Origin of the sequence: Cellulophaga lytica DSM 7489, assembly GCF_000190595.1 — a bacterium.
Classification (GTDB): domain Bacteria; phylum Bacteroidota; class Bacteroidia; order Flavobacteriales; family Flavobacteriaceae; genus Cellulophaga; species Cellulophaga lytica.
In genome coordinates, this window is record NC_015167.1 from 281,940 (window position 1) to 305,112 (window position 23,173).

21 protein-coding genes are annotated in these 23,173 nt (G+C 31.9%); 18 read left to right on the forward strand and 3 right to left on the reverse strand.

Features of this window, described 5'->3' with window-relative positions; translation table 11 throughout:
* Positions 1 to 18 precede the first annotated feature (18 nt).
* On the forward strand, positions 19 to 1,314 hold the full coding sequence (locus tag CELLY_RS01350) for an amidohydrolase family protein (RefSeq protein WP_013619856.1): 1,296 nt from the start codon (positions 19 to 21) through the stop codon (positions 1,312 to 1,314).
* 77 nt (positions 1,315 to 1,391) lie between these two features.
* On the opposite strand, the gene CELLY_RS01355 is transcribed toward CELLY_RS01350, so the two are convergent.
* Positions 1,392 to 2,201, reverse strand: a complete 810-nt coding sequence (locus tag CELLY_RS01355) for a DUF6503 family protein (protein WP_013619857.1) — start codon at positions 2,199 to 2,201, stop codon at positions 1,392 to 1,394.
* 88 nt (positions 2,202 to 2,289) lie between these two features.
* Between CELLY_RS01355 and CELLY_RS01360 the strand changes: the two genes are divergently transcribed.
* The 12 genes from CELLY_RS01360 (at position 2,290) to thrC (ending at position 17,063) form a co-directional block, all read left to right on the forward strand.
* The gene (locus tag CELLY_RS01360) at positions 2,290 to 3,093 is read left to right on the forward strand and encodes a TrmH family RNA methyltransferase (protein ID WP_038504509.1); all 804 of its coding nucleotides are present in this window, start codon (positions 2,290 to 2,292) and stop codon (positions 3,091 to 3,093) included.
* Between the two features lie 46 nt (positions 3,094 to 3,139).
* Positions 3,140 to 4,366 (forward strand): M48 family metallopeptidase, encoded by a 1,227-nt coding sequence (locus CELLY_RS01365; protein WP_013619859.1) that lies wholly within the window; start codon positions 3,140 to 3,142, stop codon positions 4,364 to 4,366.
* Between the two features lie 43 nt (positions 4,367 to 4,409).
* Complete coding sequence (locus CELLY_RS01370) at positions 4,410 to 6,614, forward strand: RelA/SpoT family protein (RefSeq protein WP_013619860.1); 2,205 nt, start codon at positions 4,410 to 4,412, stop codon at positions 6,612 to 6,614.
* A gap of 42 nt (positions 6,615 to 6,656) precedes the next feature.
* Positions 6,657 to 7,106, forward strand: coding sequence for a Fur family transcriptional regulator (locus tag CELLY_RS01375; protein WP_013619861.1), 450 nt, complete (start codon positions 6,657 to 6,659; stop codon positions 7,104 to 7,106).
* A gap of 13 nt (positions 7,107 to 7,119) precedes the next feature.
* Positions 7,120 to 8,391 (forward strand): adenylosuccinate synthase, encoded by a 1,272-nt coding sequence (locus CELLY_RS01380; protein ID WP_013619862.1) that lies wholly within the window; start codon positions 7,120 to 7,122, stop codon positions 8,389 to 8,391.
* 135 nt (positions 8,392 to 8,526) lie between these two features.
* Positions 8,527 to 10,254: an OstA-like protein gene (locus CELLY_RS01385; RefSeq protein WP_013619863.1), complete on the forward strand. Its 1,728-nt coding sequence runs from the start codon at positions 8,527 to 8,529 to the stop codon at positions 10,252 to 10,254.
* Between the two features lie 7 nt (positions 10,255 to 10,261).
* Positions 10,262 to 11,443 (forward strand): aspartate aminotransferase family protein, encoded by a 1,182-nt coding sequence (locus CELLY_RS01390; protein ID WP_013619864.1) that lies wholly within the window; start codon positions 10,262 to 10,264, stop codon positions 11,441 to 11,443.
* Between the two features lie 101 nt (positions 11,444 to 11,544).
* Positions 11,545 to 12,945, forward strand: a complete 1,401-nt coding sequence (locus CELLY_RS01395) for a tetratricopeptide repeat protein (protein WP_013619865.1) — start codon at positions 11,545 to 11,547, stop codon at positions 12,943 to 12,945.
* 30 nt (positions 12,946 to 12,975) lie between these two features.
* Positions 12,976 to 13,989 (forward strand): DUF368 domain-containing protein, encoded by a 1,014-nt coding sequence (locus CELLY_RS01400; protein ID WP_013619866.1) that lies wholly within the window; start codon positions 12,976 to 12,978, stop codon positions 13,987 to 13,989.
* 5 nt (positions 13,990 to 13,994) lie between these two features.
* Complete coding sequence (locus CELLY_RS01405) at positions 13,995 to 15,014, forward strand: DUF368 domain-containing protein (protein WP_013619867.1); 1,020 nt, start codon at positions 13,995 to 13,997, stop codon at positions 15,012 to 15,014.
* The gene (locus CELLY_RS01410; RefSeq protein WP_013619868.1) at positions 14,986 to 15,738 is read left to right on the forward strand and encodes a shikimate dehydrogenase family protein; all 753 of its coding nucleotides are present in this window, start codon (positions 14,986 to 14,988) and stop codon (positions 15,736 to 15,738) included. Before CELLY_RS01405 ends, CELLY_RS01410 begins: the two co-directional genes overlap by 29 nt.
* 29 nt (positions 15,739 to 15,767) lie before the next feature.
* Entirely contained in the window at positions 15,768 to 17,063 is a 1,296-nt protein-coding gene (gene thrC, locus CELLY_RS01415; protein ID WP_013619869.1) for a threonine synthase, read from the forward strand.
* Here thrC and CELLY_RS01420 read toward each other — a convergent pair whose 3' ends face one another.
* Positions 17,064 to 17,714 carry an SDR family oxidoreductase gene (locus CELLY_RS01420; protein ID WP_034646950.1) on the reverse strand — a complete coding sequence of 217 codons (651 nt, stop codon included), beginning with the start codon at positions 17,712 to 17,714 and terminating at the stop codon, positions 17,064 to 17,066.
* Positions 17,715 to 17,953: 239 nt separating this feature from the next.
* On the opposite strand from CELLY_RS01420, the gene gcvT reads away from it, so the two are divergent.
* Genes gcvT through CELLY_RS01440 form a run of 4 tightly spaced genes read left to right on the forward strand, consistent with a single transcriptional unit; the run spans position 17,954 to position 21,157 of the window.
* Positions 17,954 to 19,039, forward strand: a complete 1,086-nt coding sequence (gcvT, locus tag CELLY_RS01425; RefSeq protein WP_013619871.1) for a glycine cleavage system aminomethyltransferase GcvT — start codon at positions 17,954 to 17,956, stop codon at positions 19,037 to 19,039.
* Between the two features lie 7 nt (positions 19,040 to 19,046).
* A complete protein-coding gene (locus tag CELLY_RS01430; RefSeq protein ID WP_013619872.1) occupies positions 19,047 to 19,961 on the forward strand; it encodes a glutaminase in 915 nt (304 codons plus the stop codon).
* A gap of 15 nt (positions 19,962 to 19,976) precedes the next feature.
* Complete coding sequence (locus tag CELLY_RS01435) at positions 19,977 to 20,810, forward strand: sugar nucleotide-binding protein (protein WP_013619873.1); 834 nt, start codon at positions 19,977 to 19,979, stop codon at positions 20,808 to 20,810.
* A gap of 59 nt (positions 20,811 to 20,869) precedes the next feature.
* Positions 20,870 to 21,157: a 4a-hydroxytetrahydrobiopterin dehydratase gene (locus CELLY_RS01440; RefSeq protein ID WP_013619874.1), complete on the forward strand. Its 288-nt coding sequence runs from the start codon at positions 20,870 to 20,872 to the stop codon at positions 21,155 to 21,157.
* Between the two features lie 33 nt (positions 21,158 to 21,190).
* Here CELLY_RS01440 and CELLY_RS01445 read toward each other — a convergent pair whose 3' ends face one another.
* On the reverse strand, positions 21,191 to 22,141 hold the full coding sequence (locus CELLY_RS01445) for a bile acid:sodium symporter family protein (protein ID WP_013619875.1): 951 nt from the start codon (positions 22,139 to 22,141) through the stop codon (positions 21,191 to 21,193).
* A gap of 156 nt (positions 22,142 to 22,297) precedes the next feature.
* On the opposite strand from CELLY_RS01445, the gene CELLY_RS01450 reads away from it, so the two are divergent.
* Entirely contained in the window at positions 22,298 to 23,062 is a 765-nt protein-coding gene (locus CELLY_RS01450; RefSeq protein WP_013619876.1) for an exodeoxyribonuclease III, read from the forward strand.
* The last annotated feature ends 111 nt before the right edge of the window (positions 23,063 to 23,173 follow it).

Consider the following 23,173-nt stretch of genomic DNA (forward strand, 5'->3'; position numbering starts at 1 on the left):
ACATATAAAATAACAGAAATGAAAAGAATTATATACATACTGCTAGTATTTTGCTTTACCGCAAATGGGTTTGCACAACAAACACCAGCTAGCCCACAAAAAGAAGCCATTACCATAGAGGGTGCAGTTGCCCACTTAGGTGACGGTACAGTTATAGAAAACTCTCTTATTATGTTTGAAGGTGGTAAAATTACCTTTGTAGGAGATGCTAAAATGAGAATTGCTCGTAAAGGAAAGGTTATTAATGCTAAAGGAAAACATGTATACCCTGGTTTTATTGCCGCATGTACGGTTTTAGGTCTGGTAGAAGTAGATGCTGTAAGAGCTAGTGATGACCAAGCAGAAATTGGTGGAATGATACCACACGTAAGAAGTTTAATTGCTTATAACTCAGAATCTAAAGTAATAGAGAGTATGCGCCCTAATGGTGTACTTATGGCACAAATAGCTCCAAGAGGTGGTGTTATACCTGGTACATCTTCTGTAGTACAATTAGATGCTTGGAACTGGGAAGATGCTGCTGTAAAAACCGATGACGGTATACATTTACACTGGCCAAACTCATACAGAAGAGGCCGTTGGTGGCTAGGTGAACCAAGAGGTTTACAACCAAATAAAAATTACAAAAAAGACATTTCTAATGTGGTAGATTTTATTGTAAACGCTAAAGCTTATAATGAAACCACAGCCAAACCTTTTCATCAAGAGTTTGCTGCTATGGAAGGACTTTTTTCTGGAGAACAAAAATTATATGTGTATGCAGATGGTGAAAAAGAAATTATAGACGCTGTAACAACTTTAAAAGAAAATGACATTAAAAATGTTGTTTTAGTTGGCGGATATAATGCCTATAAAATTACAGACTTTCTAAAAAAACACAATATTCCTGTTTTAGTAAGAGCAATGCATAATTTACCAAGTAATAATGATGATGATTATGACTTACCATATAAAATGGCTAAGCTATTAACAGAAGGCGGATTGCTGGTTGGTATACAAAATAATGGTGAAGCAAATTTCCAGAACAGAAACTTACCTTTTTACGCTGGTCAAGCTGTAGCTTACGGTATGGAAAAAGAAGCTGCTTTGCAATTAATTACTAGTAATACAGCTAAAATTTTAGGAATTGATGATACACACGGTACGTTGGCTGTTGGCAAAAGTGCTACTTTATTTATTTCTGAAGGAGATGCCTTAGAAATGCGTACTAATAAACTACAAAAAGCTTTTATAGACGGTAGAGATGTGTCTTTAGAAACACACCAAACAGAATTGTATAAAAGATATATGGGTAAATATAATAGAGGAGAGTAATACTTTTGTCTACTTAGAAATAAAAGCCTCCAAAACATATGTTTTGGAGGCTTTTTTATTTTGTGCGTTACAGTAACTTATTCCTGTATTTTACCCTCTACAAAAACTGCAGCTTCTGGCTTAGCAAAAAATGATGATGGCTTTGCCTCTTTACTAATCTCAATATTTTCAAATGTAACTGTATTTCTTGCATCTTTAATAACACCTTCTTTTACATTGTGCCACGTAATAGACTTTGGTAACAATAAACCATTTACAGTAGCCCAATCATTATAATGTATCCAACTGTACTTATTACTAACTTCTCCGCTTCTGTAACTAACGCTATAACCTAACCAAGCCATTTGCTTTGTATCCGGATCAAAATGTATAAAGTATAAATCTTTATAAGATGCTCCTACGCCAGGGTTGTAACTAATTTTTACTCCAGGATAACTTTTCCCCTCATAAACTACAGGTTCTGTTTCACCGTAAACAATACCATCATCACCTAAAACAAAAGGCATTGCATAAAAGTAAAACATAAGGTTATGGTAAAAAACAGCATCGCCTTTAAATTCTCCTTCAGTATCTAACAACCAAGTTTTAGAGCCGTTATGCCCAATAGTATGTTTTGGGGTAACTATTTTATCTTCTCTTGTGTGTAAGTTTATAATATGTGTTTCTCTAGCATCTGGTTTAGGAATGTCAAAAACCAAACTTTTCATATTTTTCCAAGCACTTATACCTCCGTGAGCATCAAAAACTTGTTGCAACTCATTAGGGTAAGCGTTAATTTTTACTTCTAATATTTCCTTTGTCTCAGCTTTTTCTGTTGTAGTTTGTTTTTTTTCTTGTTTGCAAGAAACAATTAAAACAGAAAATAAGGCCAATGCTAAATACTTCATTTTTTAAAAAATTTAATTTATTAGTTATAATTTACAATTCGTCGTAATGCTAATCTATAATTTACAATATTACATTACTTTTGTTGTAATGAATACATTTAAACAAATAACAAGCTTACAAAATCCGCTAATTAAAAAAACTTTAGTACTAAAAGACAAGTCTAGAGAGCGTAAAAAAAGTAATCTTTTTGTGCTAGAAGGTGCCAGAGAGTTACAACTTGCTTTAAAAGGAAACTATAGTATTGAAACCTTGTTTTTTTGTAAAGATTTAATTTCTGAGCAGGCTATTACAGACTTAATTAAAAATAATAGCACTACAAATGTTATAGAGGTTAACTTAGATGTGTACCAAAAAATAGCATACAGAGCTACTACAGAAGGTGTAGTAGCACTTGTAAAAAGTAAAAATCATACTATAAACAACTTACAACTAAGCTCAAAAAAACCTCTAATTTTAATAGCAGAAGCTCCAGAAAAACCAGGTAATATTGGTGCGTTATTGCGTACAGCAGATGCTGCAAATTTAGATGCTGTTATTATTGCCAATCCTAAGACAGACCTTTATAATCCTAATATTATACGTTCTAGCGTAGGTTGCGTTTTTACTACTAAAATTGCAACGGGTACAACGTCTGAAATTATAGCGTACTTAAAAGAACATAATATTGCTACGTATTGTGCTGCGCTAACCGCTTCAAAAATATATACAACTGTAGATTATACCAGCGGATCTGCCATTGTAGTGGGTACAGAGGCAACAGGTTTATCTAAAGAGTGGTTAAGCAACTCTAACCAAAATATTATAATTCCTATGGAAGGCCAAATAGACTCCATGAACGTTTCTGTAGCTGCTGCTGTAGTTATTTTTGAAGCAAAACGACAAAGAAGTTAGTATTTACTATTTTTACAAAACCAAACCACCACCAATAACTATATTTATGAGTATTCTTTTTTATGTAATACTAAGCATTATTATACTGCAATTTGTAATAGATGCTGCTGTAGATTATTTAAACGCTAAAAAATTTAAAGAAGCTATACCACAGGAGCTAAACGGCATTTTTAATGAAGAAGAGTACATTAAATCTCAGCGTTACAAAACTGCAAACTATAGATTTGGTGTATTTTCTGGTAGTTTTTCTGTACTACTAACACTGTCGTTTTTAATTTTTGGAGGGTTTGCTTGGGTAGATAATTTTGCGCGTAGCATAACAGACAATCCTATTTTAGTTGCTATTATTTTTTTTGGTATTATAATGATAGGCAACAGTATTTTAAATGTACCCTTATCTTACTACAGCACCTTTGTAATAGAAGAAAAATTTGGGTTTAATAAAACTACTAAAAAGTTATTTTTTTTAGACCTAATTAAGAGTTGGTTTTTAACTGCCATTATTGGCGGTGCTCTTTTAGCATTAGTTATTTGGTTTTACAACTGGGCTGGTACAAATTTTTGGATATATGCTTGGGTGGCAATTTCTATTATTTCAATTTTCATGAATATGTTTTACAGCAAGTTAATTGTACCCCTTTTTAACAAACAAACGCCTTTAGAAAATGGTAGTCTTAAAACTAAAATTGAAGAATACGCTCAAAAAGTTGGTTTTGAACTCCAAAATATTTTTATAATAGATGGTTCTAAAAGATCTACCAAAGCTAACGCATATTTCTCTGGTTTTGGAAAACAAAAAAGAGTTACGTTGTATGACACGCTTGTTAAAGATTTAGACGAAGAGGAGATAATTGCCGTTTTAGCGCATGAGGTTGGGCATTACAAACGCAAGCATATTTTATTTAATTTAACTGCTTCAATTTTACTTACTGGTTTAACATTGTACATTTTATCAATTTTTATAAATACACCTAGTATTTCTTTAGCAATTGGTGTAACCGTACCTAGTTTTCATGCTGCTTTAATAGGTTTTGGCATATTGTACAGTCCTATATCAGAAACTACAAGCTTAATAATGAACTACTTATCTAGAAAGTTTGAATACCAAGCAGATGATTATGCTAAAAAAACATACGCTTCAATGCCATTAATTACATCATTAAAAAAGTTGTCAAAAACAAGCTTAAGCAACCTTACGCCCCACCCAGCATATGTTTTTATGAACTATTCTCACCCTACTCTAATTGACAGAATTAACAATTTAAAAAAATAATTTTTGTTGATTATTACCAAAGTTTAATGTAATTTTAGTTTATATGACAGAAGCTGAAATAGAAAAAGAAAACAAAGAAATTACACGCCAGTATAAAGAATTACTGCGCGTTAGTTACTTAACACTTTCTGATGAAGATAAAAAACTCATTAGATCTGCTTTTGAAATTGCTGTAGACGCACATAAAGATCAGCGCAGAAAATCTGGTGAAGCCTATATTTTTCATCCAATAGCTGTTGCAAGAATTGTAGCTTCAGAAATAGGGTTAGATGCTGTATCTATTGCCTCTGCCCTACTACATGATGTTGTAGAAGACACAGAATATACTCTGGCAGATATAGAGCGTTTGTTTGGTGAAACTGTAGCTAAAATTGTAGATGGCTTAACCAAAATTGCTCACCTAAAAAAGGATATGAATGTATCCCAACAGGCAGAAAATTTTAGAAAAATGCTTTTAACCTTAAATGATGATGTTAGGGTTATTATTATTAAAATAGCAGACCGTTACCACAATATGCTCACTATGGATTCTATGCCAGAGCATAAACAGTTAAAAATAGCTTCTGAAACACTTTATATTTATGCGCCTCTTGCACACAGAATTGGGCTTTACAACATAAAAACAGAACTTGAAGATTTAAGTTTAAAGTATACTGAGCCCGAAGTCTATAATGACATTCAGGATAAAATTGAAGAAACTAAAGAAGAGCAACAAGAGTACATTGACTCTTTCTCACATACCATACAAGACTCTTTAGATAAAGAAGGGTTAAATTACACCATTAAAGGCCGTATGAAGTCTATTTTTTCTATTCGTAGAAAAATGAAAGTACAAAATGTGCCTTTTGATGAAATTTATGACAAGTTTGCTATTCGTATTATTTACAAATCAGATAAAGCAAATGAAAAGTTTTTAGCGTGGAAAATTTACTCTGTAGTAACAGACAATTTTACTCCTAACCCCGTACGTTTACGAGATTGGATATCTTCTCCTAAATCTACAGGTTATGAAGCCTTGCACATTACCGTTATGGGGCCAGATGCCAAATGGGTAGAGGTGCAAATACGTAGTGAGCGTATGCATGAAATTGCAGAAAAAGGTTATGCTGCACACTTTAAATACAAACACGGAGACCAAAAGGAACAAGGTATAGAAGTTTGGTTAAACAGACTACAAGAAGCATTAGAAAATGCAAATACAAATGCAGTAGATTTTGTTGAAGAGTTTAAACTAAACCTGTACTCTAAAGAAATATTTGTTTTTACACCTCAAGGAGATTTAAAATCCTTACCAAAAGGTGCTACATCTTTAGATTTTGCTTTTCATATACACTCAGAAATTGGATTAAAAACCAGAGGAACAAAAGTAAATGGTAAGCTTGTACCTTTAAATACTATTTTGCATAGTGGAGACCAAGTAGAGGTTATTACATCAGAAAAAAGTAAACCCAACCAAAGTTGGTTAGACTATGCAACAACGGCACGTGCAAGATCTAAAATTAAATCTTCTTTAAGAGAAGAGAAAAAAGAAATTGCAGAAGAAGGCAAAGAAATTTTACGTCGTAAATTAAAATCGCAAAAAATTAGTTTTAATGAAGATACCATTAACAAAATGGTGTATCATTTTAAACTAAGAACCAGCTTAGATTTATTTTACAGAATTGCCACTGGATCTATAGATAATAACCAAATAAAAGAATTTGCATCATCTTATAGCAACGCCTTTATTAGTTTCTTTAAAAATAGAATTAGAAGAAATACGGCTCCAGACAATATAGATAAAGAAGAGATTACTGCAAAGTATGACCAGTTAGTGTTTGGTAAAGAAGAAGAAAAACTAAAGTATAAGCTATCACAATGTTGTAACCCTATACCTGGTGATGATGTATTTGGTTTTATTAGTGTAAATGAAGGTATTAAAGTGCACACAAAAAATTGCCCAAATGCCATATCTTTACAATCTAATTATGCATATAGAATTATACAGGCTAAGTGGATAGATTCTTCACAACAAGAATTTACAGCAAACATAAAACTAACAGGAATAGACAATATTGGTTTAATTAGCGACTTAACTTCAATTATTTCTCAACAAATGCACGTGAACATGAGAAGCGTTAACTTTAGTACAGATGGCGGCACTTTCTCAGGAAAAATCACGGTTGTAGTTAAAAATAATTCTATCTTAATTAAGCTTATTAACAATTTAAAGAAAATTAACGGTATAGATAAAGTAGTTAGACTTTAAAATTTACACTACATTTGCAAACCGAAAAGCTGTAGAAATACTATGGGTAGTAACAAAAATCAAGACATTGTAAAGAATGTCTTCACGACTTTTTTAGAGGAAAACGGACACAGAAAAACACCCGAACGCTACGCTATACTCCAAGAAATTTACGAAAGTGAAGATCATTTTGATATAGAATCTCTTTATATTAAAATGAAAAACAAAAACTATAGAGTAAGTAGAGCAACCTTATACAACACTATTGAACTTTTATTAGATTGTAAATTGGTACGTAAGCACCAGTTTGGCAAAAATCAGGCTCAATATGAGAAATCTTATTTTGATAGGCAACATGATCATGTTATTCTAACAGATACGGGTGAGGTAATGGAGTTTTGTGACCCTAGAATACAGTCAATTAAAAAAACAATAGAGGATGTGTTTGATATTAAAATAACAAACCACTCGCTATACTTTTACGGAACAAAAAATAAAAAAGAAAACAACTAACCAATTACAAGTAATGGCAGTAGATTTACTACTAGGACTCCAATGGGGAGACGAAGGAAAAGGAAAAATTGTTGATGTACTAACTAAAGATTACGATATTATTGCGCGTTTTCAGGGTGGACCAAATGCTGGTCACACCTTAGAATTTGACGGCATTAAACACGTGCTTAGAACAATTCCATCTGGAATTTTCCACAAAAAAGCAATGAACGTTATTGGTAACGGTGTTGTAATAGATCCAGTTGTTTTTGTTAAAGAACTAGAAGGTTTAGATCAGTTTAATATAGACTACAAGGCTAAACTAATTATATCTAGAAAAGCACATTTAATTTTACCAACACACCGTTTATTAGATGCTGCATCTGAAGCATCTAAAGGAAAAGCTAAAATTGGTTCTACATTAAAAGGTATTGGTCCAACTTATATGGACAAAACTGGTAGAAACGGTATGCGTGTTGGCGATTTAGAATTGGATTCTTGGAAAGAAAAGTACCGTCATTTAGCAGATAAGCATGAAACTATGATTAGTTTCTACAATGTAGATGTACAGTATGATTTAGAAGAAATGGAAGTTGAGTTTTTTGATGCTGTAGAGCGTTTAAAAGAATTAACTTTTATAGATAGTGAAGAGTATTTAAACCAAGCTATTAAAGAGGGTAAAACTATTTTAGCAGAAGGTGCACAAGGGTCTTTATTAGATATTGATTTTGGCACGTACCCATTTGTAACTTCTTCTAACACAACAGCAGCTGGTGCTTGCACTGGTTTAGGCATTGCTCCTAACAAAGTAAAAGAAGTATACGGTATTTTTAAAGCTTACACTACACGTGTTGGTTCTGGCCCATTCCCTACAGAATTGTTTGATGAAGTTGGAGCTAATATGGCTAAAGTAGGTCATGAGTTTGGCGCAGTAACTGGTAGACCTCGCCGTTGTGGTTGGTTAGACCTTGTTGCTCTAAAATATGCCTGCCAAGTTAACGGTGTTACACAATTAAATATGATGAAGGGCGATGTACTTTCTGGTTTTGACAGCCTACAAGTATGTACTGCTTATGAGTATAAAGGAGAAACAATTTCTCATTTACCTTATAATATAGAACCTGAAAATGTAAAACCTATTTACACAGAGTTCCCTTGTTGGAAAGAAGATTTAACCAAAATGACAGATCCATCTCAGTTTCCAAAAGAATTAAATGAGTATATAGATTTTCTAGAAAAAGAATTAGAAATTCCTATTAAAATTATTTCTGTTGGTCCAGATAGAAAACAGACAATTAATAGATAAACATAAAAAGCCACATTTTAAAAATGTGGCTTTTTTTTACGCTACAATAGACTAAAAAGAGCATAATCTTAAATCTATGCCAATCTGTTATCAGAACAATCAAAAAAAACCTATTTTTGACCAAAATTTTAAGACTTGTTTAAATACAAATTAGTTATTGGCTTAATCTTATTTGTTTTTAGTGTTAACGCACAAGATAAATCAACAGAAAAAAAACAAATAAAAATAGTACACGGTGCTAACTTCACTAAAGATGAAGTTAAGCTACCTGGCGCATCTATATTTAGTAGAGATAGTGAAAGACAAGTAGAGTTTGAACACCAAGGAGCAACCCTTTGGTGTGATGTTGCTGTGTTTTATCCAAAAGAAAACAGACTTCTTGCTATAGACAATGTACGTATGCAGCAAGGAGACTCTATACAAATGGACAGTGGCAAATTAGAATATTTTGGAGATATTAAACTTGCAAAGGCATCTAAAAATGTAGTTTTACAAAGTCCAGATGCTACACTTACTACAGATACTTTGTATTTTGATAGAGAAAAACAGGAGTCGTACTACAGACATTTTGGAACTATAGTAGATACTGCAAATACTATAAAAAGTAGAATTGGTAGGTTTTTTATGGAAACCAACAAATACCAGTTGTTAGATAGTGTTACTGTAGAAAATCCTAAATACCACGTATTATCTGAACAAATGGATTATTACACAGACTCTGAACACGTGTATATGTATGGTCCGTCTACAATTACAGGTAAAGACTATGTCATGTATTGTGAACGTGGTTATTATGACTCTAAAGTAGAAACCGGCTACGGTATAAAAAACACACGTATAGATTATAGCAATAAAATTATTGAGGGAGACAGTGTTTATTTTAATAAAAGAAAACAATTTGCATCTGCAACAAATAATATAGTAGTTACAGATACCGTAAACGATGGTGTTATTAGAGCTCATTATGCAGAAGTATACAAAGAAAAGGACTCTGTTTTTGCTACCAAAAGAGCTGTTGCTATTAATGTAATGGAGAAAGACTCATTATACATGCACGGAGATACCTTAATGGTTACAGGAAAACCAGACAATAGAATTATACGTGCGTTTAGGGATGCAAAGTTTTTTAAAACAGATATAAGTGGTAAGTGTGATTCTATTCACTTTGATCAAAAAACTGGAATAACACAACTTATTACAAACCCTATTATTTGGAATATTGACAACCAAATGACAGGAGATAGCATACATTTAATAAGCGATTTAGAGACGGATAAATTAGACTCTTTAAAGGTAATTAATAATGCTTTTATAATATCTTTAGATACAATTAGTAAAACCGGCTACAACCAAGCAAAAGGTAAAAACCTATTTGGCAAATTTATAAACAATGAGCTAAACTTTATAGATCTTGTACAAAATGTAGAGGTTATTTATTATTCATATAACGACCAAAATGAGTTTGTTGGGATAGATAAATCACTTTGTGGTAAAGTTACTATGGAGATGAAAGAAAACGCTATAGATGTTATAACGTATTACATTAACCCTAGCGGACAAACTTTTCCTGAAGGCCAAGAACCAGAAACAGGTGTTAAATTAAAAGGTTTTGTGTGGTACGGAGACCAGCGTATTTATACCAAAGACGATATTTTTGGTGAGGATGACAACAATCTTGTTTTACCTATAATTAGAGGCATTAGTAACCCTATAGATATTGATGCAGAAGAGCAAGAGCGACATAAAAACCAAGGAGATCCCATAAATAACCCGCCCAATACCAAGGCTACAAGAAAAAAAGGGGTACCTAAACCTACATTATCTAAGCCAGTACCAAGTACAAAACTAAAGCAACAAAAATAAATTACAGGTGAAAAAGGACTTTTTACACTACCAAGCACAAACTAGTCCGCATCCTTTAACTTTACAAGTTTCTAGAGCTAGCGGCAGTTATATTTACGATCAAGACAACAATGCACATTTAGATTTTGTAGCAGGTGTATCTGCTTGTACACTTGGCCATTGCCACCCAAAAGTAGTAGATGCAATAACCAAGCAAGCATCAGAATATATGCATGTCATGGTTTATGGAGAATATGTACAAGAACCAGCTGTAACCTATACAAAGTTTTTAGCTTCTCTACTACCCTCTAATTTAGAAACCACCTATTTGGTTAACTCTGGAACAGAAGCTATTGAAGGAGCCTTAAAATTAGCTAAAAGAACTACAAAAAGACATAAAATTGTAGCTGCACACAACTCTTACCACGGTAATACTATGGGTAGTATGAGTGTTTCTGGAGCAGAATCTCAAAAAAGTGCATATAGGCCACTTGTGCCTGGCACAACATTTATTAATTTTAATTCTGATAAAGATTTAGAGAAAATTACAACAGATACTGCTGCTGTAATTTTAGAAACCATACAAGGTGGCGCAGGTTTTATAGTGCCTAAAAATAATTTTTTACAAAAGGTAAGAGCACGCTGTACAGCTGTAGGCGCCTTATTAATTTTAGACGAAATACAACCAGGGTTTGGTAGAACAGGTAAGCTATTTGCTTTTGAACACTACAACTGTGTACCAGACATTTTAGTTATAGGTAAAGGAATGGCATCTGGTATGCCAGTTGGCGCATTTGTGGCATCAAACCAAATAATGAAAAATTTACAATCTAATCCTAAACTAGGACATATTACCACTTTTGGCGGCAACCCTGTAATTGCTGCTGCAAGTTTAGCTACATTACAAGAACTAACTAGTAGTAACTTAATAATAGAAACTCTAGAAAAAGAAAAACTATTTAAAAAACTACTAAAACACAAGTACATTACAGAAATACGGGGCAAAGGTTTAATGCTAGCTGTTATGCTAGTAAATGCAGATATTACAAACTATGTTGTAATGCATTGTGCTAAAAACAGACTAATATTATTCTGGCTATTGTTTGAGCCTAAAGCGCTGCGTATTTCTCCTCCTTTAACCATTTCTAATGAAGAAATTAGACAAGGATGTGCACTTATTTTAGAAGCTTTAGACTCCTACAAAAAGTAATTTGTTAACTATTTTGTTAATAATATACACGGTAGCAATCAAAAAAAAGTAACCTAAAACCTTACTTTTATTTTAATCTTATCAAGCAAGAAAGAATTTATATGGCATTTGAAGCTGAAGAAAGACCTGACAGACCAATAGCAAAATTTGAGTCAATGCTAAAGACAGATGACGTCTACTTCTTTGACGCGGAAGATTTTGAAGACATTATTCACCATTATTTAAACAATGGAAAAATGTCATTGGCAAAAAAAGCCATTAAAATTGGCTTAACCCAACACCCAAGTACCATAGAGTTAAAACTTTTAGAAGTAGAGGTTCACGTTTTTGAAAATAACCTTGAACTTGCAGAAAGTATGCTAGATAGTTTACAAACTATTGATAGCAATAATGAAGAAATATACATACAAAGAGCAAATATATTTTCTAAAAAAGACGACCATAATAAAGCAATACAGTTATTAGAAAAGGCCTTAACCTTATCTGATGATTCTATAGACATACACTCTCTATTAGGTATGGAACACCTTTTTATGGACAATTTTGAAGAAGCAAAAAAACATTTTATACAATGTGTTTTGTTTGATGAACACGATTACGCATCTCTTTACAACATTATTTATTGTTTTGACTTTTTAGAAGATTTTGATGGTGCCATTGTGTTTTTAAATGATTACCTAGAAAAAAACCCATACTGTGAGGTAGCTTGGCATCAACTAGGTAAGCAGTACATAGAAAAAGGAATGTACAAAGAAGCCATTGCTGCTTTTGATTTTGCTATTATTTCTGATGATAGTTTTGTTGGCGCTTATTTTGAGAAAGGAAAAATTCTTGAAAAATTAAAACGCTACAATGAAGCTATAGAAAATTATGAAATTACTATAGAAATTGAAGATCCGTCTGCTTTTGCATATTTACGTATTGGCAAATGTCATGAAAAAATAGGCAATACAGAGCTAGCTAGGCTATTCTATTATAAAACCGTTCATGAAGATCCTTTGTTAGATAAAGGATGGTTAGCAATTACCAGCTTTTATATTAAGCAAAAAGATTATGTTAAAGCAAAAGAATACATAACTAAAGCAATTAATATAGAGGAAGAAAATTTATTCTATTGGGTGAAAAGCGCACTAATACATGAAGCCTTAGGTTTGGTTGAAGATGCAGAGGTTGCATATCAAAAAATGGTAGATTTAGGAGATTGCGAGTTAAAAACATGGCTAAATTGGAGCACCTTAGTAATAAAAAAAGGAGACTTACATTCTGCTATTCAAATACTACAACAAGCCTTAGAGTTTTACCCAAACAATGCAGATATTTTATACAAAATTGCGGGTTCACATATGGCCCTAAATCAGACTATAAAAACAAAAGAATATTTGGTTAAAGCACTAAGTGTTAACACAAAAAAGGTAGCTACATTTAAGTTAGATTTTCCTCAGTTTAAAAATAACACGTGGATTAACAACATTATTATAGAATATAGTAACTCTTCCAAATAAATCTATATTTTTACGTTTTTTATTACAATTATGAAAGAACGTAACTTACTACAGTATTTAATTATTACGCTAAAAGGTTTAGCTATGGGTGCCGCAGATGCTGTACCAGGTGTTTCTGGAGGTACAATTGCATTTATTTCTGGTATTTATGAAGAACTAATAAATAGTATAAGCAACATAAACTTATCTCTATTTAAAACGTTAAAAAATGATGGTATTAAAGCATTTTGGAAGCAAGCAAATGGCAATTTTGTATTAGCCTTACTAACAGGGATAATAATAAGTTTTATTTCCTTTATGCGTTTGGCTAAATATTTAATAGAATACCACCCAATTTTAATTTGGTCGTTCTTTTTTGGTTTAATTGTAGTGAGTATTTACTTTGTAGGCAAACAAATTACAAAGTGGAATGCACTAACAGTAATAGCTTTAATTATTGGTGCTGGGTTAGCATATTATATTACAAGTTTACCAGCTTTAGCAGCCAATACTAACCCATATTATTTACTTTTTGCTGGAGCTGTTGCCATTTGCGCAATGATTTTGCCTGGTATATCTGGTTCTTTTATTTTAGTAATTATGGGAGCTTACAAAACATTAAGTGACGCTTTTCATGATTTTGATTTAAAAAAAATAGCCTTGTTTGCTACTGGTGCTTTAATTGGGTTATTAAGTTTTAGTAGAGTTTTAAAATGGCTATTTAAAAATTATCACAATACTACACTAGCACTTTTAACTGGTTTTATTTTAGGTTCTTTAAACAAAGTTTGGCCTTGGAAAAAAACAGTAACTGTAATGGTAGATGAAACAGGAGAAATTGTACCTTTTAATACCATATCTGATCTTGGAACATTAGCTGTTTATCAAAAAAACATACATAATTTTGAATCGTTTAAAACGGTTACAGAAGAAAGTATTCTGCCAATAAAATACTCAGAGTTAAACCATTATATAGATCCGCAAACTATGATTGCAATTGCACTAATGGTGACAGGTTTTTTAACTATTTTTATACTAGAAAAAATAGCTACAAAAAACAAATAAACACAATGGCACATACTAGAACAGTTTTAGACAAGTTTCTCCTTGTTGTTAAAGGACTATGTATGGGTGCTGCAAATAAAGTACCTGGTGTTTCTGGCGGTATTGTTGCATTTGTGGGAGGCTTTTATGAAGAGTTTATATACTCACTACAAAAATTTAACTTTAAAGCTCTAAAACTGCTTTTAAATGGCAGACTCAAGAGTTTTTACAATTACATTAACGGCACATTTATTACGTTACTAATTTTTGGTATGCTGGTAAGCTATTTTAGCGTTTCAAAAATTTTAGACTACTTTTTAGAGCATAATGAGTTATATGTTTGGTCTTGTTTTTTTGGAATGATTGTAGGTTCTATTTATTACATTGCCAAGGGGTTTGATCATTGGAACAAAAAAACCTTTTTTGCTGCCCTAGTTGGTTTAGCAATAGGGATTTCTATAAGTTTCTTAAATCCGGCTAAAGAAAATGACAATCTTTTTTTTATTTTCTTTTGTGGAATTATTAGTGTATCTGGTATGACGCTCCCAGGATTATCTGGATCTTTTATATTAATTCTTTTAGGCAATTATGTACTACTTTTGGTAGACTCCGTTAATGCCTTGTATGACACATTTACAGAAATAATTAAAGGCGACTTTAGTTTTACCAAAAACACAGAACGCTTAAATACCTTAACCGTACTTGGTGTTTTTACAGCAGGTTCTGCCATTGGTTTGGTAACATTGTCTCACATTATAAGTTACGTTTTAAAACACTTTAAACACATAACAACAGCTGTTATTTTGGGCTTTATAACGGGGTCTTTGGGAGTTGTTTGGCCTTGGAAAAAAACTGTATATAAAGTAGATGCTGTTGGGAATATTTTAATAGACTCTAACGGAAACAAAATTATCAAGAATTATTCTCGCTATTTTCCCGATTTTGTGATTTCTGAAACTTGGTGGGCAGTTTTTTTTGTAGTTATAGGAATAAGTATTTTATTGGTCCTAGATTGGTATGGAAAAAACAGAAAAAAAACAGTATAAGTTTGGGTTAATAGGAAAAGATATTGAATATTCTTTTTCTAGAAATTACTTTACACACAAGTTTAAAAAACTTGGGTTAACAAACTATGTCTATGTAAATTTTGACTATCAAAAAATTGAAGAGTTTAAAACTACATTAGAAAATAACTCTAATATTAAAGGCTGTAATGTTACCATTCCTTATAAAGAAAGTGTAATTCCGTTTTTAACTAGTTTAGATGCAAAAGCCAAAGCTATTGGAGCTGTAAATACTATAAAATTTACAGAAAACGGATTAATTGGTTACAATACTGATGCCTATGGATTTAAAAAATCCATAGAACCTCATCTAAAAAAACACCATACAAAAGCATTAATTTTAGGTACCGGTGGTGCATCTAAGGCAGTAAAATATGTTTTAGAAGATTTGGGCATTGTATGTACATATGTATCCAGAAAACCTAAAAAAAATCAATTTACATATACAGATTTAAATAATAATATTATTAAAGAGTATACCGTAATAATTAACTGTACTCCTTTAGGAACACACCCAAAAATTACAGATAAGCCCACTATCCCTTATTTGCATTTAACAGAAAAACATTTGCTTTTTGATCTTATATACAACCCAGACAAAACAGCATTTTTAAGTGCAGGAGAAGCCCAAGGAGCTACTATTAGTAACGGACAACATATGCTAGAGCACCAAGCAGAAGAATCATGGAGAATTTGGAATAGCTAGCACATAATAAATTTAGAATACCTTAAAAAATGAATTACTACTCGTTAAACAAAAAAGCGCCTAATACTACATTTAAAAATGCAGTTATAAAAGGCTTGGCACCAGATAAAGGATTGTACTTTCCTGAAAGTATAACACCTTTACCTGCAGATTTCTTTAAAAATTTAGACAATTTATCTAATTCAGAAATTGCTTTTACAGCCATTAAACAATTTGTTTCTCCTGAAATTCCAGAGGATGTTCTAAAAACCATTGTAGAGGAAACATTATCCTTTAATTTTCCTGTGGTTAAGTTAGATGAGAATGTGTCTACATTAGAGCTTTTTCACGGACCAACAATGGCATTTAAAGATGTTGGGGCACGTTTTATGGCTCGTTGTCTTGGCTATTTTAATAAAAATAACACTAATGAGGTTACTGTATTGGTAGCTACATCTGGAGATACAGGTGGCGCTGTTGCCAATGGATTTTTAGGTGTAAAAGGTGTAAACGTGGTTATTTTATATCCTAGCGGAAAAGTAAGTGATATACAAGAAAAACAATTAACAACTTTAGGGCAAAATATAACTGCTTTAGAAGTAGACGGTGTTTTTGATGATTGCCAAGATATGGTTAAACGCGCATTTTTAGACGAAGAATTAACTAGCAAAATGCAATTAACATCTGCAAACTCAATTAACGTAGCGCGTTGGCTACCACAATTATTTTACTTTATTTTTGCTTATAAGCAGTTACATAACACGCACAAAAAAATAGTTTTTTCTGTTCCTAGTGGTAATTTTGGTAACATATGTGCTGGTATGATGGCGCAGCAATTGGGTTTACCTATTCATCATTTTATAGCATCTAACAATAAAAATAATGTTGTTACTACATATTTAAAAACAGAAGAATATAATCCAAAACCATCTGTACAAACTATAAGCAATGCTATGGATGTTGGTAACCCTAGTAACTTTATTCGTATACAAGAAATACACAAAAATGACTTTGGCGCTTTAACTGAAAATTTATCTTCTTATAGTTTTTCTGATGAAGAAACAAAAGAAGCATTAGCGCATATTTACAAAACTTATAACTATGTAGCTGACCCACACGGAGCTGTTGGTTATTTAGGTTGCAAAGCATATTTAAAAAATAATAATGATGTACATTGTGTATTTTTAGAAACTGCTCACCCAACAAAATTTTTAGATGTAGTTGAAGACGTAATTAAAGAAAAACAACCATTGCCAGAGCAAATACAAGAAGTAATGCACAAAACAAAAGTAGCCACCAAAATTGGCAGCTACAATGACTTAAAATCTTACTTATTAAATAACTAACTAAGCATTTACAGTAGAAAATTTATCTAAGGCCTCACCTATTAAGGTATCACCCTTAATAATTTCAAAAGTGGCCTTGTTTGCTACGTCATCATTTAGTGTTCTCACTAATGTTTGTGCAACATCATTTCTACTAATTTCACCTCTTTTATTTAACTTTTCTTGGAGCTCTATTTGGTTATGGGGCTCCTTATTGGTTAAAGAACCAGGGCGTACAATACTGTAATTTAATCCACTTTCTTTTAAGTATTCATCTGCGTTATGCTTTGCTTTTAAATACTCTTGCAGTTGTTCTGCTTCTTCAGGCTTGTCTGCTCCCATAGAGCTTAACATAACAAACTTTTTAATGTTATTTTCTTTAGATGCATCAATTAACCTCTTTGCTCCTTCTTGGTCTACTTCTACTACTTTTTTTCCTCCAGATCCGGCAGCAAAAAGCACCTTATCTACATTTTCTATTTTATTAAATACTTTATCTACATCGCCCTCTAAGTCTCCAAGAACAGTATCTATTTGTTTTGCTTTAAAATATTCTTTTTGCTCTTCTTTTCTAACCATTGCAATAGGGTTAAAATACTGAGATTCTTTTAAAAGGTTCACTATTTGTTTTCCTGTGGTACCATTGGCACCGGCTACTAATATGTTTTCCATACCTAAGAATAACATTCCTTTAAGGCAATTCCTAAAATCTTAACTGGTTTAACGTTAGTTTAATACAAATTAACAAAGCCTTTGTACTTTGTTTTTAGCGTATTTTACACAGCCATACTTCCTAGCAGGTACAACTAAAAAAACAACTTATTTTAATACCTGAGCTAATTTATAAAACAAACAATTTTCGATACCTTTGACAAAAAACTAACAATAGTCTAATTATATAAATTGTTTTAATGAAAAATACTGCATTAACATCTACTCACGAGGCACTTGGCGCTAAAATGGTTCCTTTTGCTGGTTACAATATGCCTGTTTCTTATGCTGGTGTAAATATAGAACACGAAACTGTACGTAACGGTGTTGGAGTTTTTGATGTGTCGCATATGGGAGAATTTTTAATTGAAGGTCCTAATGCATTAGATTTAATACAAAAAGTAACATCTAACGATGCATCTAAACTAGTAGTTGGTAAAGCTCAGTACAGCTGTTTACCTAATGAAACTGGTGGTATTGTAGATGACCTTATTGTTTACAAACTTAAAGATGAACAATATTTACTAGTTGTTAATGCTTCTAATATTGATAAGGATTGGAACCACATATCTAAATACAATGAAACTATAAATGCAGAAATGCGTAACATATCTGAAGGATACTCTTTATTAGCTATACAAGGTCCTAAGGCTATTGAAGCTATGCAGTCTGTTACATCTGTAGATTTAGCAGCAATTAAATTTTACACATTTGAGGTTGCAGATTTTGCAGGTATTGATAATGTAATTATTTCTGCTACTGGTTACACTGGTTCTGGCGGATTTGAAATTTATTGCAAAAACGAAGACGTAAAACAAATTTGGGATAATGTTTTTAAGGCAGGTTTAGATTTTGGTATTGCTCCAATTGGTTTAGCTGCCAGAGATACTTTACGTTTAGAAATGGGTTATTGCTTATATGGTAATGACATTAATGACAACACTTCTCCTTTTGAAGCTGGGTTAGGTTGGATTACCAAGTTTACAAAAGACTTTGTAAATAGTGAAGCTTTAGCTGAGCAAAAAGCAAATGGTACTGAGCGTAAATTAATTGCTTTTGAACTTACTGAAAGAGGTATTCCTAGACACGATTATGATATAGTAGATGCAGATGGTGCTAAAATTGGTGTAGTTACCTCTGGTACTATGTCTCCGTCTTTAAACAAAGGTATTGGGTTAGGTTATGTGCCAACGGCATTATCTAGTGCTGGTACAGAAATTTTTATTCAGATTAGAAAAAAAGCAGTTGCTGCAACTGTTGTAAAATTACCTTTTTATAAGGCATAATTTTTATATGATAGATTTTCAAGGTATTATCAACAACATTCATAACAACTTAATTAAGGAAGAGGTTAAGGGTGTTGTTGCATCTTACATTCCAGAACTGTACAAACAGAGTACTAATAGTTTTGGCATTTATTTACAGTGTATTAACGGAGAAACTTATGCTGCTGGTGACGCATACACTCCTTTTTCTATACAAAGTATTTCTAAAGTTTTAGCACTATCTAAAGCTATAGCTTTTGAAGATAACCGTATTTGGGAACGTGTAGATGTAGAACCATCTGGCAACCCATTTAACCATTTGTCTTTATTGGAGTTAGAAAATGGAATACCAAGAAATCCGTTAATTAATTCTGGTGCTCTTGTAATTGCAGATATGCTTGTAACACATTTAAAAAACCCTAAACAAGATTTTTTAAACTATGTTAGAACCATTGCTAATGACCAGACAATAAATTACAATACAGATGTAGCTGCATCTGAAAAAAGAACTGGTTACGGAAACTTTGCTGCAGCCAACCTTTTAAAGTCTTTTAACAACCTAAATAATAATGTAGAGGATGTTTTAGATTTTTATTTTCACCAGTGCGCTATAGATATGAGCTGCGCACAATTAGCAAAAGCTTTTTATTTGTTTGCCAATGGTGGAAAGTGTGTAAATAACGTACAGCACATACCTGTTAGTCAGGCAAAACGTATTAACGCAATTATGCTTACTTGTGGTTTTTATGATGAAGCGGGTGAGTTTGCTTTTAGAGTAGGTTTGCCTGGAAAAAGTGGCGTTGGTGGCGGAATTGTGGCCTTACTACCTAATAACTTTATTATCTCTACTTGGGCTCCGGGTCTTAATGCTAAAGGAAATTCCTTGTTGGGAATGCAAGCATTGGAGCAATTTACGACTGAGACTAAGATCTCTATTTTTTAAGAACCAAAGTGAGTAATGAAAGAGAAGAAATCTAAAGATAGAATTTTAATTCTAGGTGCCAGCGGCTTTATAGGTAATGCCATTTATAAAGAATTGTATGCCTATTATGATACTTATGGAACCTATTGTTTTAACCAAAAAGATTTTGAAGACAACGGTCAGTTTTTTTATTATAATGTAGAAGAAACAGATATTTACGAATTGTTAGAAATTGTAAAACCAGATTACATTATATCTGCTATACGTGGTAATTTTGCAGCACAAATACTAGCACACCAACACATAATAGAATACGTAACTACCCACAAAGCCAAGTTGTTATTTTTATCTTCTGCAAATGTTTTTGATGCTTACAGCAAATACCCATCTTATGAGTTAGACAAAACACTGTCTTTAAGTATTTACGGACGTTTAAAAATTAAGATTGAAAATATGCTGCTTAGATTACCAAAAAACAAAGCAATAATTATACGCTTACCAATGGTTTTTGGTAATAACACTCCCAGAATTAAAGAGATTAAAACACTACTGCAAAACAAAGAACCTGTAGAGGTTTTCCCTAATTTGGTTTTTAATGTTACTTATATAGATAAATTAACGCAACAACTACATTATATTATTAATCATAAAAAAACTGGTATTTTTCATTTAGGAAGTGAAGATTTGGTACATCATGAAGATTTTATAAAAGAAATAGTATCTAAAATAGGATTGTATAACCCTGTATATAAAAGAGTTTTTACCTCTAATGATGATAGGTATTTAGCTGTGCTTCCAAAAAGCAATAAACTACCTAAACATTTACAAATTACTTACCAAGATACTATAGATCATCATCTTTTTTCCTAATAAATAGATTATTACATAACTACTTCTTGTAACTTTGTAATACACTAAATTTTATACCGATGCAAAAATATACAACTGAAGAAATAACAAGTAAATTAAACAATTTAGATGGTTGGGATTATACTGATGGTGCTTTAGAAACTACTTTTGAGTTTAAAAATTTTAAAGAAACCTTTTGTGTAATGACACGTATTGCTTTTGAATGTGAATTGCAAGGTCATCACCCAGACTGGACCAATGTATACAACACGCTAACTATACGCTTAAACACTCATGATGCAGGTGGAGTTACAGAAAAGGACTTTGTACTAGCCAAAACAATTGAAGAAATTATAGACAGTGAGTAAATAAATAACCTAGCCATTATGCGCTAGGTTTTTTTATACTTTTCTTTTTGCTAGTTTGCTTGCAATTACACTTATTATTAAAATTTGTGTTGCGTGAAAAAGCATTATAGGCAGTAATATAATGCCTATTGCTGCCATATTACCAAATATTATTTTAGAAAAAACAGTACCATGTACTAATGATTTTTTTGTGCCGCAAAACTGAGCCGTAATTTTATCTTCTATATTAAAATTAAGCTTTGTAGCTATAAAGCCTGTACTAAAGTAAGTAATGGTAAAAAGAACCAATACACCTGCTAAAAGTAGTACTAAATCTAATGCAGAGACTGTACTAAAAATATTATTTGTAAAGGATGACGCAAAACTTTTGTAAATTATTAATAATATAATAGACTTGTCAAACAATGTAATTTTACTACTGTGTTTTTGTGCAAATGTACCAAGGTAACGTTGCAACAATAAACCTAATACTACAGGCAATATTATTTGTACAATTAGCTTTGTATAAATATCTATAAAATTAAAACTTGTTTGGTCATTAGTAACAAATAACCCCATCCATAAGGGTGTAACTAAAATCCCTATAATGCCAGATATACTTGCATTAAAAATAGCTGCAGGCATATTACCTTTTGCTATAGAAACCATTACAACAGATGAAGATACTGTAGATGGTAATGCTGCTAAAAAAAAGAATGCAAGCCAAATAGTTTCTTGCTCTTGGTTTTGTAAAAATGGTTTAACTATTAATACCAAAAGAGGAAACAATATAAAGGTAGCTACTTGCACTAAAATATGCAGTTTCCAATTCTTTAAACCAGCTTTTAATTTAGACGGACTTAATTTTAATCCGTAAAAAAAGAAAATTAAAGATATACCAACACTACTAATTGTATTTATAACCTGTTTTACTCCTAGTTCTGGAAAAAAATAGGCCAAAACAATTGCTACAATTATAAACAGTACAAACTTATCAATCTTCATAATCTACTTTTCTAAAATACAATATTAAGCACTTGTTACTTCACATTAAAAATAATCTCTCTTAAAATACTTTTATTTTTGAGGTTAAACCAATTCAATTTTTTAATTTCATCCTAGAAATACAATATTTTATTTTAACCCATAAAGTAACGACTAATGCACATAGTATCTTGGAATGTAAATGGTGTACGCGCTGTAGTAAAAAAAGAGTTTTTTGAATCTGTAAAATATATGAATCCAGATATACTTTGTATTCAAGAAACTAAAGCACAAGATAATGAGGTTGCGAAGGCACTTTCTCCATTAGAAAACTTTAGTTTAGCATCTAACTCTGCCAATAAAAAAGGGTATTCTGGTACTGCAACATTAAGTAGCACAAAACCCCTTACTATTAAAGCAGATATTGGTATAGAAGCACACGATACTGAAGGTAGAGTACTTTGTACTGAGTATGAAAATTTTTACTTGGTAAATGTTTACGTACCTAATTCTGGTCAAAAATTAGATAGGTTAGAGTACAGAAAACAGTGGGATAAAGACTTTTTAGACTATTTAAAAAATTTAGAAAAGAAAAAGCCTGTAATTGCTTGTGGCGATTTTAACGTAGCACACAAAGCAATAGACCTAAAAAATGATAAAAGTAACTACAATAAAACTGCTGGTTATACACAAACAGAAATTGATGGTATGAACAATTTTATAGCTGATGGTTTTGTAGATTCTTTTAGAATGCTACACCCAGATGAAGTTGTTTATACGTTTTGGAGCTACCGTTTTAAATCTAGAGAACGCAATACCGGTTGGCGTATAGATTATTTTTTAGTAAGCCAATCTATAAAAGACAAAGTTAAAGAGGTAACTGTTTTCTCTGACATTATGGGATCTGACCACTGCCCTATTGGACTTAAAATTGATTTTTAATTTAAGGTATTAAGTATATAGAATAAAAATTTCTATAGGCGTTTTTTAGTGTTATTAATTATCATAATTTATTAAATATTTATAAATGCAAATTTATATTTTAGTCACTAC